This is a genomic window from Hungatella hominis, assembly GCF_014288005.1.
GTDB classification, from domain to species: domain Bacteria; phylum Bacillota; class Clostridia; order Lachnospirales; family Lachnospiraceae; genus Hungatella; species Hungatella effluvii.
On the sequence record NZ_JACOPB010000007.1, the window covers coordinates 167,975 to 186,657 of the forward strand.

11 protein-coding genes are annotated in these 18,683 nt (G+C 48.5%); 1 reads left to right on the forward strand and 10 read right to left on the reverse strand.

The genetic code is table 11. From position 1 onward, the window contains the following. Nucleotides 1-31 precede the first annotated feature (31 nt). From H8S75_RS16805 to H8S75_RS16830, 6 genes are all read right to left on the reverse strand, one after another. Complete coding sequence (locus H8S75_RS16805) at nucleotides 32-1,357, reverse strand: ABC transporter substrate-binding protein (RefSeq protein ID WP_187022627.1); 1,326 nt, start codon at nucleotides 1,355-1,357, stop codon at nucleotides 32-34. A gap of 18 nt (nucleotides 1,358-1,375) precedes the next feature. Then, nucleotides 1,376-2,983: a response regulator transcription factor gene (locus tag H8S75_RS16810; protein WP_187022628.1), complete on the reverse strand. Its 1,608-nt coding sequence runs from the start codon at nucleotides 2,981-2,983 to the stop codon at nucleotides 1,376-1,378. A gap of 48 nt (nucleotides 2,984-3,031) precedes the next feature. Further along, the gene (locus H8S75_RS16815; protein ID WP_243270298.1) at nucleotides 3,032-4,801 is read right to left on the reverse strand and encodes a sensor histidine kinase; all 1,770 of its coding nucleotides are present in this window, start codon (nucleotides 4,799-4,801) and stop codon (nucleotides 3,032-3,034) included. Between the two features lie 28 nt (nucleotides 4,802-4,829). Beyond that, on the reverse strand, nucleotides 4,830-5,864 hold the full coding sequence (locus tag H8S75_RS16820; RefSeq protein ID WP_187022629.1) for a hypothetical protein: 1,035 nt from the start codon (nucleotides 5,862-5,864) through the stop codon (nucleotides 4,830-4,832). A gap of 13 nt (nucleotides 5,865-5,877) precedes the next feature. After that, nucleotides 5,878-11,574 carry an Ig-like domain-containing protein gene (locus H8S75_RS16825; RefSeq protein ID WP_187022630.1) on the reverse strand — a complete coding sequence of 1,899 codons (5,697 nt, stop codon included), beginning with the start codon at nucleotides 11,572-11,574 and terminating at the stop codon, nucleotides 5,878-5,880. Nucleotides 11,575-11,803: 229 nt separating this feature from the next. After that, nucleotides 11,804-13,831, reverse strand: coding sequence for a DUF2264 domain-containing protein (locus tag H8S75_RS16830; protein WP_187022631.1), 2,028 nt, complete (start codon nucleotides 13,829-13,831; stop codon nucleotides 11,804-11,806). Nucleotides 13,832-13,997: 166 nt separating this feature from the next. Between H8S75_RS16830 and H8S75_RS16835 the strand changes: the two genes are divergently transcribed. After that, on the forward strand, nucleotides 13,998-14,915 hold the full coding sequence (locus H8S75_RS16835) for a helix-turn-helix transcriptional regulator (protein ID WP_187022632.1): 918 nt from the start codon (nucleotides 13,998-14,000) through the stop codon (nucleotides 14,913-14,915). Nucleotides 14,916-15,040: 125 nt separating this feature from the next. Here the strand turns inward: H8S75_RS16835 and H8S75_RS16840 are convergent, their stop codons facing one another. The 4 genes from H8S75_RS16840 to H8S75_RS16855 all read right to left on the reverse strand — a co-directional run bounded on the left by H8S75_RS16840 (nucleotide 15,041) and on the right by H8S75_RS16855 (nucleotide 18,679). Then, nucleotides 15,041-16,300, reverse strand: a complete 1,260-nt coding sequence (locus tag H8S75_RS16840) for a ferritin family protein (protein ID WP_187022633.1) — start codon at nucleotides 16,298-16,300, stop codon at nucleotides 15,041-15,043. A gap of 243 nt (nucleotides 16,301-16,543) precedes the next feature. Beyond that, nucleotides 16,544-17,302, reverse strand: a complete 759-nt coding sequence (locus tag H8S75_RS16845; RefSeq protein WP_187022634.1) for a DUF7309 domain-containing protein — start codon at nucleotides 17,300-17,302, stop codon at nucleotides 16,544-16,546. Between the two features lie 197 nt (nucleotides 17,303-17,499). Then, nucleotides 17,500-18,153, reverse strand: a complete 654-nt coding sequence (gene deoC, locus H8S75_RS16850) for a deoxyribose-phosphate aldolase (RefSeq protein ID WP_187022635.1) — start codon at nucleotides 18,151-18,153, stop codon at nucleotides 17,500-17,502. Then, nucleotides 18,140-18,679, reverse strand: a complete 540-nt coding sequence (locus tag H8S75_RS16855) for a nitroreductase family protein (RefSeq protein WP_187022636.1) — start codon at nucleotides 18,677-18,679, stop codon at nucleotides 18,140-18,142. Before H8S75_RS16855 ends, deoC begins: the two co-directional genes overlap by 14 nt. Nucleotides 18,680-18,683: the final 4 nt, after the last annotated feature.

Genomic DNA, 18,683 nt, shown 5'->3' on the forward strand with positions numbered 1-18,683 from the left:
GAGTCCGGCAAGCCGGACTCCCGCGGCGGGGCTATCTGCTTCTGGCCTCCTCCGCCCTTTCATTCATGTTGGCGATGCCGGTATCAATGTCTTCCTCCCCGATCATGATGGCGTCGTGCTCATCCTCAATTACCTTGCGCACCGCCGCCATCTTCGCATCTACCGGACGGTCGAACACAAAATTCGTCACGGAAAGTGCCGCCTTTCCGTCTTCCGGAAATCCCTCGATGGAAGCCAGACGGCTCACCACGTCCGGGGTAGTGATGGCGGAGAATACACTGTTATTGGCCAGAACCTCGGCCCCCGCCTCGCTGGTGGCAAACCGGACAAATTCCCATGCCTGGTCCGGCACATCGGATTTCGCATTAACGGCGATCGGGGTGACCGAGCCAACAGTGCTTCCTGCCGGAGTTCCCGCCGGATGCGGAATTCTCGCCACTCCCCAGTTAAAATCAAAGATCCCCGCTTTACGGTCCTGAACCAGCGTTGCGATAAACCAGGTTCCCATGGGAACCATGGCGCACTGCTGCTGTTCAAATACACTGGTGTAGTGGATATTGCTTACTTTCAGACTTGCATAGTTCTGTATGACGCCAGCGTTCTGCATTCTGATCGCCTGCTCATAATACGGCTTTAAGAAAGAGTAATCCCCGCTCATCAGCGTATGTCTCCCGTCCTGCACCGCCCAGTTGGAGACCAGTGCCATCCACGTATGATGGTGCGTTCCGTAGACTGCCTCTCCATCTTTGATAAATGTCATCTTTTCCGCCAGTTTCTCATACTCTTCCCAGGTCATATCATCCCCAGGATACGATACCCCCGCCGCGTCAAATAAGTCTTTATTATAGAACAGAACATACCAGTCCTGGCGAAACGGCAGCGTATACTGCTTTCCATCCATCTGAAGCTGTTCCGCCGCTCCGTTGTAAATACTTAAATCCACGCCGTCTCTGGCAAGATAGCTGGTCAGATCGAGAATCTGTCCCTTATCTCTCATAGATATCTGTGTGTCCGCATCCTTGATCATAATCACATCCGGGTCAGATTCATTTCCCGCCAGCAGTACAGTCAGCTTATTATTGTATTCATCCGACCGGATATCGACCAGTTCTACATCGATGTCCGGATTTTTCTCCATAAATGCATCCGCCATAGCCTGAAACTGAGGAGAGTTGGCGTTATCCCAGACAGACACCGTTATTTTTACACGTCCCTCCTTCACTCCATCCGCCGCGCTTCTTCCCTCTGCAACGATGTCGCTGTCAGCCTCCATGTTTCTGCCAAGGCTGCATCCCACGGCGCCTGCGGCCACGAATGCCAACAGAAAAAGGGCTGACGCAATCCTGCTGATTTTCATAAAATTCCTCCCCAAAACTTACATAAGTGATTTTTTTACCACCAGATTCTCGTATTCCTTCGGCGTATACCCTGTTATCTTCTTGAAAACCGAGCTGAAGTAATACTGTGTATCAAAGCCCAGCATATCGGAGATCTCATACATCATGTACTGGTACGATTCGATCAATTCTTTCGCCTTCTCTATCTTCATTTCCGTCACATAATCGGAGAAATTCTTCCCCATCTGCTTCTTAAACGTACTGCTCAAATGCCCCTGGCTGACATTCAGCGCTGCTGCTGCCTGGCTCAGCGTAATCTTCTCCTGATAATGCTCCTTTACGTATTCAAGAGCCAGTTCCACCAGCTTATCCCTGCGCGCCTCCTGATGATCTTCCAGCACCCTGACCACCTGGTCCCGGAAGCCCTCAAGCCAGGTGAGCACCGTACTTAAGTTGGCCATTCGGTTTAACTGGCCTACAATGTCCACCGCATAAGGAAAGTCCTGTTCGCCCCAGTTTTCAATCAGAGAGGTGATAAAATAATAGAGATTATTGCACGCGTTCACCGCCTGCTGTCTGGAAGGCCTGCACTCGGAAAATAGCTGGATCATCTGATTCATAATGGTTTTAAAGGCTTCGCAGTCATTCTGTCGAATCGACTCTGTAACGTCCTTCTTCAGAAAATTAATGTTGAAATTGCTGCTGTGGCTTATGTTATCCTCACACATAGCCGAGTAGAACACCGCTCCGCCGGAATTGTCGTAAAAAGTCAGATTCATGGCGCTCATCGCCTGATACAGAAGATCCTGGATCTCATCCACGCCGTTTCCAGGCAGGCTCACCGCAATGGATATGGGCACTTCAAAGTAATCCTTCATGACCTGACGGAATTTTACGCTCATGACGCCGGCTTTCTTCTTAAAATCATCGGTTCCTTCCGTCGAAAGCACCAGGACAAATCCGCTCTGCTCCCGCCGCAGAACGCAGCTGTTGTCAAAGAATCCCTTTACCATGCCATTTATAATATCTTCCGCGAAGCCCATGACCTTTTTCTGGTCTGCCCTCGTAAACGCCTCAGAAAATCCCTCGAATCCATAATTAAAATTAATCAGCATCAGCGCCGGCCTGGGATACCGCTCCCGGATCAGGCCGGAAAGCTCGTCCTCCGCCTCCACGTCCGTGTCATAGATGAGAACCCGCCGGAAATAGTTTAAAATCCGCTCGTCTACGGTTAACGATTCTTCCGCAAGGTATGTCATGCAGTAATTCATGTTACACCGCTCTATGGCACACTCCAGGGCCTGAATCAAGCTGTCCTCACTGAGTTCCAGCTTTACCAGATAGTCGATCGCCCCCAGATGAAGCGCCTCTTTTGCCAGGGAAAACTCTTCTAAATTCGTAAGAAGAATGAAACTTGCCGCACAGCCGTTTTTCATGGCTGTCTTCATAAAGGTGATTCCGTCCATGGCCGGCATTTTGATGTCCGTAATCACGATATCCGGCCGGAGCGTATCCAGAAGGGCCAGAGCCTGCTGCCCGTTTGATGCCTTTCCCACGATCCGGCACTGATATTCCTCCCAGTTCAGAAGTGAAGCTATACCCGCCAGAATTAACGGTTCATCATCTACAATCATAATCCGGTACATATGCGCTCTCCCCCCTTAAATTTATGCCTTCCAGACTGGTATTCCCTATTAATATTCCAGAGGAATTGTGACGGTAATCTGTGTATACTCTCCCTCCCGGCTCTCCACAGAAAGTCCATACGCTTCCCCATAGATCAGTTTCAGCCGTCTGTCCACATTCGGCATCCCGATACTGCTCATCTGGTCGCCTTTTAACTTTTCTGAATGGTTCAGCAGTTCCGGTATCTTTTCTTCCGGGATCCCGATTCCATCGTCCCGCACATTAATGCAGAGATATTTATCCCTCTCATATGCGGAGATCTGAATGGTTCCGTTCTTTCCTCCCGGTTCGATTCCGCTGAAAATCGCATTCTCCACCAGCGGCTGCAGCGTCAGCTTCACGATTCGCGCATCGTATAGCGTCTCCTCCCGGATATCAATCTCCAGGTCAAACATTTCCACATATTTTAATTTCTCGATGGTTACGTAGTCGCGGACAAAATCCAGTTCCTCTCTCAATGTAACGCGCTCGTCCACTCCCTTTGCCATATTCTTAAGCAGCTTTGACAGCGCGGTTACCGCCTTTACGATACCGCTGTTTTTCTGGATCACGGCAATCCATTTGATCGAATCCAGGGTATTGTAGAGGAAGTGCGGGTTAATCTGCGCCTGCAGCATCCGGATTTCCAGACTGCTCTTCTCTTTTTCATCCTCTAATCGTTTGTCCATCAGCTGTTCGATCTGACTACTCATGGAGTTCACGGCCTTTCCGATGAGGCCGATTTCGTCCTGGCTTTCTAAAGATTCCTCCTGACTAAAATCCCCCTTTGCAATCCTGCCCACATGGTTTACCAGCCGGTCAATCGGCTTTCTTACTGCGTTGGTAAACAGAAATGACATGGAAATTCCCAGAAGCACACAGGAAAAGAAGATCAGACCGACAGTCTGCATAAGCATAAGGCTGTCATTTTTCAGGACCGCCATATCCATGATTTCAATCACTACAACTCCGCTCTGGGAATCTTTGTTAAAAGACACCAGACACGGTTCCCCATTCATCCGGTATCGCTCGATTCCGCGGCTCTCCTCTCTTCTTATGATCGAATCAATCAAATGGCCGCTCTCCTCCTGCAGGTTCACAGGCTCCCGCAGCGTGGCAATCCGCTCTCCGCGATACGTGGTCACAAGCATTGTATTTCCGTTATCATCTTCCTTCAGACGGTCGAGATAGAGACGGGGAGACAAAAACAGCGCGGACCAGTCACTGTCTTTGTACCCGGAATTCTTGCAGATAATGGGAATCGCCATCCCTACTTCCTTGTAAAACGGGGACTCCACCAGATCCAGTCTGTAGCTGTACATATCCTTTTTCAGTTCCCGGTCAAACCAGGGGGAATTCCGGATTCTTCTCCCGTCATCGACACTGCTCAGGGCCGTTCCGGCTGAAATGTGAACATCACTGTCATCAAATATGGACAGCCTGGTAATGTAATCCCCATATCCTGTAACGGCACAGAAATTGGCGGCCAGCTTTGCATAATCCAGCCCTTTACGCTTTTCTTCTACGGTATTCAACTGTCCCAGGGAGCTTAAATCAAACATCTCCCGCTCCGCACAATTGAGTACCAGGTTCACCATCTGCTCGTAGATCTCCTCATAGTATCTGGAGATGCTTTCCACGTGGTAGCCCACGGAATTCTGTGCCAGCTGGATGGTTTTTTTGTTCGCCGTCATATAATTTGTAACACTGAATATGATGCCGATGACGCAAATAATGCAGATGTTATATACCATGATCTTAAATTTTACTGTTCTGTTTTGTAATAACCTCTTCAACATTCTGCTCCATTTTCATCTGTTGTGTTTTTTACTTTACAATATCCTCATAGGTAATTGTCTCCCAGGCTTTCCCTCTTTTCACTTCCAGCCCGCTGATCCTGTCTGCAATATACTCCCTGGCTTTTTTCTCCCGAAGCAGGTATTCCACATAATCCCGCTCTGTATCGTAGCTGCCAAAGGGAACATATTCCTTTGATTCTACCGCAATCACCGCGCTCGTACCGTCTCTATATTCTATGGGCGGTGTAACCTCTCCCGCTTCCACTTCTTTCACAGCCTGCACCACCCGGTCCAGAAGCAGATTTTCTTTGCCCAGTTCGAGGGTATCCACAGCCAGCTTCTCCATATTTGCAGAAACTCCGGTATCCTCAGCCAGAAGTACCGGCAGACCGTCTGTAATCCCATGAACCGCAATCCACTGCTCCACTGCCGATTTCTGCTCCTCACCGGTGTCTTCAAAGATCACCAGGCTGAGTTGAGCTCTAAAATTCTTTTTTTCTTCCATTTGTTTCACAACAGGATAATATTCTTTTAGTTCTTCTTCCCCGATTATAACGATCTTCTGCTCTACGAATTCCTCCAGGGCCTGCTCCAGCTGGCTCTGGCGATAGGAATAGTACTGGCTGATGGTCAACTCCAGCGGCCCATACAGAACCTTTCCCTCTTCCTTTATCTGCTTTCGCTGTTCATTTTCCTCCTGATACTGTTTCAAAAATGCTTCGTATACGATCTCATCGATTATGCCGTTTTCCTTTGCCAGAATCTGAATTCCCTTATGATGAACGGCTTCCCCGTCTGTAAGCTCCCGTACCCGGTCCATCGGGGAGACGCCGTCCGTCTTCTTCTCCCAAAAGCCGGGAGCATTTACATCGATACCTTCTTTCACCCCATATTCTCTGGCTGTTCTGGCAATATTGTCGTAAGCCAGCAGAGCGTACTCTTCCTTCGATATCTCATAGTCCCCTGCTTCCATAAAGCAGGAATAGCCTTGCCGGGCGCAGCCGGCAAGACATTCCAAAATCAGGAACCATATGAAAAACAACAATGCTGCTTTCTTTTTCACGGTTCACCTCATATTAACTTTCCCATACCCCATCCGGTCCTACACGATAACCATCAGGAGTTGTAGTATTTTGATATAACGAGCCTTTGGTCCCATCGGAAACAGGATTAAAGAAATACCATTTACTGTCAATCAGCTGCCAGCCGGTCACCATAATTCCATCTTTGTCAAGATAATAGAGTTTTCCATCCTGATCTGAGAAAAATCCAGTGATCAGATTTCCGTTCTCATCAAAACGATACCAGTTCATACTACCATTACATTCGAGATAATACCATCCATTTTTTGCATAATCTCCGTTGCCCAGAATGCATTTTCTATAGCCAATTCCCTGAACCCAGCTGTTTACTGTAACTGCCTGGCCGGAAGCAGACGAAGAATTTTTGTGTGGCTTATCGGGGGTATCTGGGGTATCTGGGGTATCCGGGGTATCCGGATTATCCGGGTTGTCTGGGTTGTCCGGGTTATCCGGGTTGTCTGGATTATCCGGATTAACCGGGTTGTCTGGGTTGTCCGGATTATCCGGGTTGTCTGGGTTGTCCGGATTGTCCGGGTTATCCGGGTTATCCGGGTCATCTGCTTTCATGGTAACGCCTGCTGAAACGCTGCAGTACAGCCCTTCCACATGTCCCCTTACCAGGAACCTCCCTTTTCTGCCCAGCAGCGTCGGGCTGACAGCTTCCCAAACAACCGGTGCCTGCGCCTCCGTCCCATCCGCATAGTGAATCGTAATCGTATCCGGAAGATCCAGTGTTTCTCCTACAGCGGCATCTAAATTTACCGTTTCCAGCTCTGTCACATACTGGTTTGATACGTAAAGCTTCGGTGCCTTTTCTTTTCCGGCCTCTTTACTGGCAAATTCCAGACCGGAGTTAGAGCCATTGGCATCAGCCTCCGGATTCTCTTCAATATCAAGAATAAAGGAAATCTTTCCGCCTTCCATAAAATCAATCGCATCGGATACGTCAATCGTAATGTAGCTTCCTACCTGGTCACGTTTTATTATGACATGTTCTTTTACCAGTTCCGCCTTATATCCGCTGGCCTGTGTGATGGAATCATACGTTGCCGTATCTTCAACCCAGCCTGGAGCGTTGGTATAGATGTTTAAATAGGTTTCTGTAACCTCTGCTTTATCATCCATCTTATTAAAATACAATTTCAGCGTCATCTCCGTTAAGTCTGAAGTCTCTATGGATCCAAAATCAAACTGTACCACTCCGATGCGTTTAAAAGACCCTGTATAGTTCTTAATACGAATCACTTCATTATCACCGAATTTGCTGTCTGACGGGCTTACCTGAATATAAGTATCGCCGTTTGTATCAATCACGCCGTCCATATATTCCAGTGGATCTGCCGGCGTAATCGTTATGGAAGCCGGGATCGTCGTTCCTGCAATATAACCCTTTACCACATATGGATCGCTGCCCTGATACAGTTCCCTGCTGACAGTCTCCCATACCACAGGCGCCTCCGCTGCATTTGCTGCTCGGCTGTAGCTTCTGCTTCCCTCCAGCTTTATAGTATATGGAAGCGCCGGATATTTGCCCGCCGGACTCTTCATTTCAGCCGGCTTTGCAGCGGCTTCGATAATTGTCACATTTGCGGCGGCTTTCTGCTCCAGCCCCTCGCAGGTTCCATAAACAGTGAACGATCCAGCTTTCTGGTACTTTTCTTCCTCTGTCTCTTCCCATTCGACTCTGGCCGTTCCCTTGCTGCCGTCTGTATAGCTGACCGTAATGCTCTCAGGAAGTACCGGCATAAATCCCACATATCCGGTTATGCGGGCCGCCTCGGCATCAACCACTCCGGCGCCGGTTACGATAACCCTGATACTGCATCCTGCCTCAAATCCACTTACTTTTCCTTTCACGGTAAAGGTTCCCGGTTTCGCATACTGACTTTCATTCACGGACTCCCATGAAACGGGAACCTGTGCCTCAGAACTGTTAATATAAGTCACCTTTACAGTTTCCGGCAGAACCGGTGCTACCCCTGCCTGGGTCGTGACATCCTCTGCGAATGCCGCTGTAATAATTGTATCCGATACGGTCACATATGCGATAACCGGCAGGTTTCTTCCCTCGATATAACCGCACACGGTAAACTGGCCATCTTTCTGATAATTCCCGGCCGGAATCTCATCCCATGCCACCGCCGCTTTGGCAGTCGTATCATCACTGTAGGTCACGTTCACAGTTTCTGGTAAAACAGGTGCTGTTCCCACTGGAACTTTGACAAAGACACTTTCCACCGATTTTACAGATTCATTGTCGAATACAAGCTGTGGTTTATAATCCGTTTCTCTGGAGTGAATGTTTGTATAATTCTTTGATCCTATTTCTACGCCTTCAAAGATGATCGAAAGTCTCTGAGTTCCGGATTCCAGTAATGTTTCCATATAATCCGTGATGTCCAGTTCCTTCCAGCTTCCTCCATCCGCGATACTGGAAGTGAAATCCAGAATCTTTTCGCCTTTATCAGGCATGGTATTCCACGTTACTTCCTCCTCTTCCCAATCATCACCTATCCGGGATACGGTAAAGGGCACGTTGTTCGCCTCTGTACTATCAATATGGAATTTTAAGAGAATCTTCTTGTAATTCTCCGGTACAGAAGTCAAATCAAAGGACATCAATACATTTCTGCTGTACCCGCTGCTGTCCAGCTTCACAGTCATGGATTCTTCCGTTCCGCTGTGAGTACCATCATCCCGCACTCTGGCATCTTTATCCGCGATAACGGACTTAGCATTCTTTTCATATACATGAATGGTACACTCTGCCTTCGCCTCCGGATTATTTAAGCTGACTGCGGTAACAACTGTATCTCCCATTGCCAGGGCTGTTACCTTACCCGCCGCTGACACGCTTACTACCTCAGGGTCGGCCACGGACCAGCCAATGCTGTCGTCAAGAACATCTTCCGGCAATACGGATGCATTTAACTGAGCGATGTCTTCTGTAACCATATAAAGCTCTGTCTTATCCAGAATTACTTTTTCTGCTTTATTTCCATCCTCATCCACAGGCCCCGGATCATTATTAAATTCGTGAGCGCCAATATCCGGTAAATCCATGATTTTATTACCGAAAATATCCTCTGTCGCATCTGATTCCGGTATTACCACGCCTGCATCTACTGCCGGTGAATTTTCCTGCAGTTTAAAGATCGCCATACGTTCCCTGAGCCCGGCAATAAAATCATCGCCCTGCCCCATATTCTCATAAGTGAGCCCATACTCTTCACTGCTGTATTTCGTACTCAGCTGAGGAGAAGAAAGTCTCGGGTTCACAAACAGGTTATCTTCCAGAACTGCGTCAGAAGGACCATTTACGCTTGTAATAGAAGCTGGATAGATAATATTATTGGTCATAGCGCCCTTTGACACACTTATGGAGCTGGTACCGAACTTCGGAACGCTGCCGTGAGCCATAATAATATTATTTTTAAAGTAACCCACTGATCCGGTCTGGAAAATGGAGGTTGTGGTCCCTTTTCCAATGTACATGGTATTGTTATAGACCTTCGTCTTACCGGTCTGACAGTGGAACAGTTCCTGGCTGGGCTTTCCATCGTTGGCGCTGATATTATATCGGAAATGATAGGAAGCATTGTCATACATGGTCAGAAGCAGGCCGCCCTTGTTATGGTGACTGTAATTATATTCGTAGATAATATCCTTACATCCGATATCATAGTCAAACGCCTCACCATCGTTATAGCCGTACTCTCCGCCGAATACTTCATTATAGCGGAAAATGGAATCGTCACACTGCCACAGCCACGCGCCTGCATAGTTAGCGGTATCGTAGTTGCAATGGTTTTTCACCACGTTGTTCTCTACCATACCGTTTTCGCCAACCTCTGCGAGTACGATGCCGTCACCGAAAATCTCTTCGATGTAGTTACCACGGAAGGTAATATTGCGGAATGTCTTTGTATTGCGGAATCCTACGCCCTCCGCGCCTGTATTCTGGCCGCTGGAACGAATTCCTTCCTTGGCTACATTTTTTACATAGTTATTTTCAATCAAAACCTCGTCAAATCCGATATCGGAAGCCATCTCACCTTCCGGCTTCTGACCATCAATCCAGACGTCGGCGCCGATTACGAGAATTCCGCCGGTCATTTTGGAGTTGGCTACTTCTGCTGTCACATCGTGAACGTAGCAGTTCTGAACCGTCACATTCGACACCACGCCGGTCTGCCCTGTGGTAAACACCAGGATTCCAACATGATTGTAACTATCGTCAGCGCTGTTTGTCACTTCTATTCCATCAATCACCCAGTTGCTTTGATCACTCAACAGGACGGTTGGACTATACACAAAGTCTTTTCTGACTTTATACTGTGAATCATAAGGAACCGATCCGTCGCCGTTAATAATCGGATATCCGTCGCCGCCATACTTACCCAGTGTCACTGGAGCGTTCTCGCTTCCCTCTCCCTTCGGATACAGATAGCCGTTCCAGATACATCCAGCCTTTAACAGAACGGAGTCTCCAGGGAGAAATGTGGTATTGTTGACCTGATCGAGACTCTTCCATGCGCTCTCCTCTGTAAGTCCGTTATTACTGTCATTTCCATTTACAGCATCTACATAATAGGTCAGCCCGGAAATTACTGCAAAATCCTGAGGGCTGTATGTAACAAACCGATGGTCCTCATCAAGGCCGACCAGTAACTGTATCTGATCTTTATCAGCCGCCTCAACCTCTTCAAAGGCAACCACAGCTTTGCCGTCTTTTGCCTCAGCGGAACGGACGGTTACCGTCTCTTCCTTCTTTCCGTTTACAACTGCACTTAAAGAAATCCGATCCCGGATATCACCGGACAGTTCTTTCGACGCCGCTGTAAATTCGAGGGAATCTCTTCCTGTCATGGTAATGTCGGATATCATTGCGACATCCTCTTCTTCCAGATACTTGATAACCGGACACCATTTTACACGGTCATTGTTGAACTCTTTATTTCCATTAGCCCGGAAATGGATGGCATCGCCTTCCCTGACCTGTAAATAAAACGGCTGGAAATTGACATCCTTCTTATTGTACTCCGTCGATATCGTCCCTGTATCCGGCCAGATTAATTTTCCGTTCTGCTGTATGGACAACAGAACTCCATCTCTGTCATTCCGGTCTGTTTCCATGGATATAGAGCCGTCATCCTCAGAGATTTGAACGAGGCCGTCCGCAGGCGCTTTCCATTCCAGAATCGCGTCGTCCCCCTTATTTCCCGGCATCATACCATCATTAAATATTCTCAGCCACTTCTCCTTATTATCCATCCACCGCGGTGTAGCTGCGTCATACTTCTGAAGTTCTGATATTTCCCCGCTGTCCTTGTCTCCATACTTGTAGTACCAGACCGGTCCCTGCGTATTGCTGAAATCATCTGACAGCGAAAATTCCGTTTTCTCAAGCAGAAGCTTCAGGGCATTTGACATTGTTGCATTTGACTCCGTCGCCTTTTTATCTGGTTCCCGGTCTGAACTCCCGGAATCCGCATTGGATGAAGTAGCCTTAGATGTATGCATATGGCCGCTTCCCGATCCGGCCGCATTGGAAGATGTGGCCTTTCCTGTCCCGGTTCCTCCGCCGCCATTTACGGCAGCGAAGCTGTAAGAAATACCGCTTCCAAAATTGCCTGCTGCCATAACAAATGACAGATAAAGCGCCAGTCCCCTTTTCCAGTTTTTTTTCATAATGTCTCCTCCATTTTCTGCTGGAAAACCGGCGGCAGGCGCATTTATCCGCTCAGCAATATCCCTGGTCTTCCCGCATATTTCCTTGTTATTATGATGGTTTCAATATAACATCGGGAATCTGAAAAGCAAATAAAGTTTCATACTGCCTTTTTACAAAATCTTCAGATCGTAACCAGGGATATTTGTATTATTTTCATATTTTTGCACTATCTTAAGGTTTTTATCATTAAATCATCAGATGGCCTTCCAGCCCCTCATAATCCACGGCAACCGTGCGCCCGTCCTTCATCAGGAGTGTAACCGGGCCGTAGCCTCCGCACTGTTCCTCATCGGTAAAGGTGATTGTTCTGATCGGAAACAGTTCATCCTCCGCCCATTCTCTGTCATCAGTCCTGCTTAGCACGGCGCTGATCATCACATAAGGCTCGTACCCATACATTTTTTCTCTGCGCAGCTTTCCATAAGCCAAAATGCTGTTCTCCGCGGCCGGATTAACGCCTCTTCTCTCCTTTATCTCAACCGATTCCCATGCCGTGTAGGCAACCAGCGCAAGCTGCCGGCCATCCTGTTTTAGAATCACCGCCTCCGCGCCATCGCAGGAGCGCCTGATCACCTGTGTTTTCTCTCCATCCTGGTATTCCGGGAAACCGTAGGCCCCCATGGTCAGTGTAAATGGTTTGTTGGGGATGCGCATTTTGTCCACACGGATGTGGCCGTATGCCACCGGAAAATCCGCCAGATCGATGGAGGTGCCGCCCTGAAAGTTATGGTAAAAATCAAAGTACTGTTTCCGGTAGAGAACCCCGTCATTTACACCGCCGTACATGATGATATTCGGCACCAGCGCCTCCTTTGCCCCATCATAAAAGAGGCTGTACTGCATGGCCTCCGCCCCCTGGCCGTCAAAAGCCTCCCACGGATAATGGCTGTGAAATGCGAGGCGTATGTAATATCTGATGTACTCATCTCCAGGTTTAAAAAGCCCCTTCGCTGTCCGAAACTCACAGGCCCCGTTCCCGCCCAGATGCGCAGAGACAATTCCCGGGCCATTCATGACCGTTTCTGCATAACCGGTTGCATCTCCCAGCTGCTCCCAATCCCCATTTTCCTCGACTGCGGACCAGAACGGATGCTCCTCCGGATACGTCAGCGCCACAAATGGATTTGCAATCCAAAACGGACTTTCCGCGCAGCTGTAATCCTGTACCATAGGGAGAAACTGTCCGTAAAATCCCAGCGACGGCACTCCATTTACAAATACATCCTCCCTTGTAATAAACTGAAGCAGCGCGCCGGAATTGATTCTTCTTGCCAGTCCCGGATTGACGTTGGTATGATTGAGAAGATACGCGGAGGCAAAAGGGGAAGAAGCCGCATTGCGGTAAAGGCCGCTTCTCGCCCAAAGCGTCACATGACCTTCTTTATCGAACATGGACAGAAATGAATCCGTAAGCGCATTGGCATACTGCTCTATTTTCCCTGCGATCCACGGCTCTTCTGCATATCCATACCAACGGTTCCAGATCGGCCCATACACCTGGAATGCCCAGGGAGTATAGTAATCAAAGCGATGGCCGTCGCGATACCAGCCGTCTCCGGCATAGTACGACAGAATCGTCTGCGCATGGTCTCTCATCACGCCTCGGTCGATCTCATATCCCTCCTGATGCAGAAATCCCAGAATGAGCATGTTGAAAAGCCGCCAGTTATGCGCCCCCGTCTTCCCATATGCAAATTCCCGAATATAGGACGCAATTCTGTCTTTCTCCTCCGCCGTATATGTATCCCAGATGACCCCCTTGCACTGATCCAGCCCGATTACGAGTGAGGCACATTCGCAGGTATGCTGAAAGGTGTCCTCCCCCTCCCTTGCCATGGAGAGAAGTTCCTGTAAACCGTACAGATAATTGGGATTCCCAGGCGTCACCGCCTCCAGTATCCGCGTTTTATAATACTCTCTCACCGATACGCCGCAAATTACAGCCTCCGGCCGGTTATGCAGCAGCGGCGCCGCGATCAGAAAGCTCCTGGCAAGCCCCTCAAACCGTTCCGCACTGGCCTTTGTCGGCGAACTGTTCTTATTCGGATAACTCACCTCAAATTCCACTCTTCGGCTTACCGGCTGTCCCTCCATACTTTCAATTCCGGAAAAAATCCCTTCCAGAAGAAACTCGCACGCTTCCAGCCAGTGTTCCTTCGTCATGCCTGTATACGGGCTTTTCCCGTAATCAGGATTTTTTACTTCAAATTTCATAAATGTTACCTCCTGTACTAGTACTGCTTGCTTTTTTTATTCCTTATCATATAATAAATATCATGCAGGTTCTTTGCTCATTTTTGTCTTTTTATTGCGCTATGTGATTTTTTATCGCTGCGAGCACTTGGCGCGCCGCAGGCGCAGGATTGGAGGCTGGAAAGCTATGACATTTTTTACAGAACAGGACACGAATCGAAATAAATCCATACCATTATCACCAGAATGTGGTACATTGAAAAACGATGGCTGCCGCCGGATTCATTTTCCAGAGATTATCCGGAGCCACCATATGATCTCCGCGAAGCCAATCAATGACGTCTACCACATGCACGATTCCTACGAATTGCTGCTGTTTTTAGGCGGCTGTACGGACTGCTACATCGAGCACCACCGGTATCGGTTACAGCGTGGGGATTTGCTGATCATCAACAGCCAGGAGATTCACCGCGCTGTCTCCTATGAGGGCACCCCCTATGAGCGGATTGCTACCCATTTTTCTCCTGAGCTGGTTCGGAATTACTGCACGAAGCAGACCGATCTGCTCTCCTGTTTTGAGAAGCGGAAAAATGCGGACAGAAATTTACTCTCCCTGCCGCCCCAGTCCCTCGAACGCTATCTCTATCTGACGGATCACCTGCACACCGCCGTGGCCTCTGCAAGCTTCGGCCATGATGTCCTGGCCTCCACCTATCTCCTGCAGCTCCTGGTCCTGGCCAACACCTGCTTTTACGAGTCCACATTGATTCCCGAAAACATCATGCCCCAGCTTTCCAGCCAGATCATGAGATACATCGACGAGCATCTGACAGAAGACTTATCCATCCAGGCTCTGGCGGACCACCTTTACATGAACCGCTCCCATATGAGCCGCAAATTCCGGGAACAGGCGGGCTGTTCCATACAGGAATACCTGATTCTAAAACGGATTTCCCTCGCCAAAACGCTTCTAAAGCAGGGAAAAAGTGTCACTGACACCTGTGAATTATCCGGTTTTCATGACTACTCCAACTTTATCCGTACCTTTAAAAAATACGCCCAGGTATCGCCCGGACATTATCGAGTGACAAATACGGAATCATAATATAATAATAAAAATAATTTTCTACAAAACTAAAAAGCACCAGACAGACCGCCCTGTTCCAGGCGAATCCATCTGGTGCTTTTCTTTATTCTTTTCTTGTTTTTATTTTATTCCTATTTTTAATCCTATTCTTTTACCGTAAATTCCCGGAACTGCCTTTTCGGCGCTCCGCACACCGGACACCGGTCTATCTCGTCAACCGCTGTCATTACACACCCGCATACCGGGCATACATACAGCGTATCCATGGAAAACTCCTCCAGCTTCTCCGCCTTTGCAATCAGTTCCGCATGGGAGCGTTCCATCTTTGCAGCGTCAGCAAACGCCTGCCTGGCCAGCATTCCGCCGATTCCCGCCGCGTAATCCGATACCATAGGATACAATCTCTCAAACTCAAAATTCTCGCTCTTTCTAAATCCGTTCAGCGCCTCCATAAACGGCACCGGCTGCTCGAGAATGGCAAAAAAGCTGCGTGCATGGCGATACTCCGAATCAGCCAGAGCCCTCATCAGATTCGCCACCTTTTCGTACCCGCGTTTCTGCGCGCGGTCCGCAAATGTCAAATACCGCAGATGAGCATACAGCTCCCCCTTCACCGCCTCCTCCAGCTTTTCTTTCAGAACCGGCTCCTGCTGCTCTCTTTTATAATACATCTCCGTCAAATCCACAATTCTATGGCAGAGACGGCCTTCCTCCATGAAAAACCTCACGATGTGGTAATCCACATCCGAAGCCTTGATTTCCTCTGAGACATCCTCGATCATCGCTCCGCCGCCACCGCTGCAGATCAATGGAATCCCGTCCACCACATCCTCGAATCTGGAATGCACATGGCCGCAGGCAAAGTACTTCACCTTTTCCCTGTAAGGTGCATACACGGCTCTCAGCCGTTCAAACTCCGCCTCGGAGACAGAATTTCGGATAAAATGGTTGGGCAGCGGTATATGAAATGCGATCACCACGTTCCTGCACTCTTCCATAGCCAGCACCCGTCCAAGCAGTTCCAGCCCCTCAGCCTCGAAGGTGCGCATGGCATTGTCCAGCACCACCACGGTAAAAGAATCGCCAATCAACGCATAATTCTGCAGTCCAAAATATTCGGTATACACTCCGGTGTCGTGGTTCCCTCTTAAAATATACGTGTCCTTTCCCGCCACAGAATTGGTGATTTCAGAAATCGTCTCATAAAACCGCCTTTTCCCAGTCGGTACCATATCGCCGGCAATCAGAATAAAATCATCCCGGGAAGCCAGTTCCAGCGCGTTGACATAGACACGCATCATCGTGGTTCCCAGCCCCTCGCAGCCCGGATCACCGATCAGGGAGAAGGAGGAGACGTCGCCGATTGGCAGAATTGGCGCAGTTACTTTTTGTATAAAATTCATATATATAGTCCTCTCTGTTGTTTTATGATATTGTCACGGCATGATTTGCACTGTACGATTGGCGCTGTACAATTGGCGCTGTACGACGGGCATCTGGCCCCAGTGCTTCCGCCTGAACACCATTTTACAGGACTTTTCGGAAGAAATCAATTCATGTATGCTAACTGCAGCAATTTCCTGAAACAGAGTTTATTTCCATTATCCCATCCTGCCCATCATATCCATCAGCATGTTGTCCACTTTTCAAAGGCCGGTCTTCTTCAGTTCAATTCCACAGTATTCACAAATATCAATTAAAGCTGCAAATACCCATGGATTTCTGGCTCTAATTTTCTTCATACGACCATTTGACAGCACATACGGAATAAAAAAATTCAGAATAACATCAATCTCATAATCTTCTGGTCTCAACAGGTCCATGTTAAGTATCATATCCCGTTTCCAATCCATGACAATCAGAACGCGCGGGCAGAGAGGGCGGTCATACTCCTGATCCCTTACCTCCGTCTGAAGATAGGCCAGTTCAATTGCCAGTTCCTGGTTTGTCTGACGTTGTTCTTTCAATTTCTGCCTTAACTCCTGATCTTCCAGTTCTATCTCCGGATATTCCCGTTCACACGGAGGCTGTCCTTTTCCCCTGAATTTAAGTTCCAACTCCTTTATTACCTTTTTCTGCGCTTCCGGCACCTCATCCCGATCACCGGCATACCACGTAATACAGGACTGATCCATCATGGTATCATAAATCGAAGGGCCATCTTTTCCGTCCGCTTTTGCCACCATGTCAAAATCAGCCAGTCCGTCCATCCCCTCGTACATACTCACACCGTAACAACTCCCCAATCTGCCCATAACGCTCATAAACACAGGTTTTTCTATTCCCTGCAGCTTTATGGCAATCAGATCAGCGCTGTCCAAATACTTCCATGGCTCTAACTCTTTTAAATTCAAGGTTACATCGTATAACTCTTTCCACTGGTCAAGGCTGGCTTCTTTTCTCATAAAATCTTCTTTGTACTTTTACTTTAAATATTCCGGCAGTTCGTCATGCTGGCTGTTTACAAAACCTGTCTGTTCTTAAATTATACATTTTCTTGCCTAATAAGGCAAAAAGAGTATGCGTAAATTTAAAAAACTATTTACACGTACTCTTTCTTTATATAACGCTATCCTTAATTCTGCCTGAGGCTTTCTCTTTCTTATACCGGCGGCTCCAGCACTTTCACCGCGGAGCTCGTTCCCAGTCTGTCGCACCCGGCGTTTAAAAAATCAATGAAATCCTGGCGGCTGTGCATTCCCCCCGCTGCCTTGATCTTTACGTCCGGTCCGATTTCCTCCTTAAACAGGAAAATATCCGCCAGCACCGCCCCTTCCGTTCCAAATCCAGTAGAAGTCTTAATGTAATCGGCTCCCGACTCGGTGACCACGCGGCACAGTTCCCGCTTCTCCTCTTCCGTCAAATAACAGGTCTCAATAATGACCTTCAGAATCCGGCCCTCCGACGCTGTCCGTATGGCTTTCAGTTCAGCGAGTATCTGGCCATACTCTTTGTTTTTTACGTCTCCCAGATTGATTACCGTATCAATCTCGTCCGCGCCATCCTTAACAGCCAGAAGCGTCTCGCTCACCTTCACTTCCTTCGTGCTGTACCCCAGTGGAAACCCAATTACCGTACAAATTCTGAAGTCTTTTCCATAGCTTTCCCTGACCCGCCTTATATAGGACGGCGGAATACACACGGAAGCCGTCCGGTACTGTACGGCCTCATCGCATAATTTCTTGATCTCCTCCCAGGATGCGTACGCTTTTAACAGCGTATGATCTACGTGAGAGTATATTTCACTGTTGTTCATACTGATCTCCTGCCTCTATTCCATACTTATCCTTAAAAATCCGTTTTCTCTCAAACCGGGGCACTGCCTGCAGCGCATTGGCCGGATATCCGACAGCAATCACCGCAAACGGAACCACGCTCTCCGGAATACATGCAATTTCTCTTAATGCGCGCATCCGCTCATCCCTCGGATAGACGCCCAGCCATACGGCGCCGAGTCCTGATTCCACGGCCTGCAGCAGGATATTTTCTGCACAGGCGCTCATATCCTGTATCCACCAGGGACTGTCGCTCCCCACTCGTGTTAAATCCGCAAGGAGCAGCAGCAGGCAGTCCGCACCGTCTGCCGGCCGGTAATAGGGATTGATCCGTGCGATCTGCTCCTTCACCAAAGGGTCCCGGATCAGAATAAATTCCCAGGGCTGTTCATTCCGCGCCGACGGCGCCTGCATGGCCGCCTGAAAAAGCACAAGCAGCGCCTCCTCCGGCACTTCTTTCTTCAAAAAGCACCGGCAGGAACACCGCCTTAAGCATACATTCTCCAATGCC

Bases quoted from the DNA above. Each gene is read 5' to 3' on its own strand.
- H8S75_RS16805 (WP_187022627.1), bottom strand. From the start codon at position 1,357: ATGAAAATCAGCAGGATTGCGTCAGCCCTTTTTCTGTTGGCATTCGTG.
- H8S75_RS16810 (WP_187022628.1), bottom strand. From the start codon at position 2,983: ATGTACCGGATTATGATTGTAGATGATGAACCGTTAATTCTGGCGGGT.
- H8S75_RS16815 (WP_243270298.1), bottom strand. From the start codon at position 4,801: ATGTTGAAGAGGTTATTACAAAACAGAACAGTAAAATTTAAGATCATG.
- H8S75_RS16825 (WP_187022630.1), bottom strand. From the start codon at position 11,574: ATGAAAAAAAACTGGAAAAGGGGACTGGCGCTTTATCTGTCATTTGTT.
- H8S75_RS16830 (WP_187022631.1), bottom strand. From the start codon at position 13,831: ATGAAATTTGAAGTAAAAAATCCTGATTACGGGAAAAGCCCGTATACA.
- H8S75_RS16835 (WP_187022632.1), top strand. From the start codon at position 13,998: ATGACATTTTTTACAGAACAGGACACGAATCGAAATAAATCCATACCA.
- H8S75_RS16840 (WP_187022633.1), bottom strand. From the start codon at position 16,300: ATGAATTTTATACAAAAAGTAACTGCGCCAATTCTGCCAATCGGCGAC.
- H8S75_RS16845 (WP_187022634.1), bottom strand. From the start codon at position 17,302: ATGAGAAAAGAAGCCAGCCTTGACCAGTGGAAAGAGTTATACGATGTA.
- deoC (WP_187022635.1), bottom strand. From the start codon at position 18,153: ATGAACAACAGTGAAATATACTCTCACGTAGATCATACGCTGTTAAAA.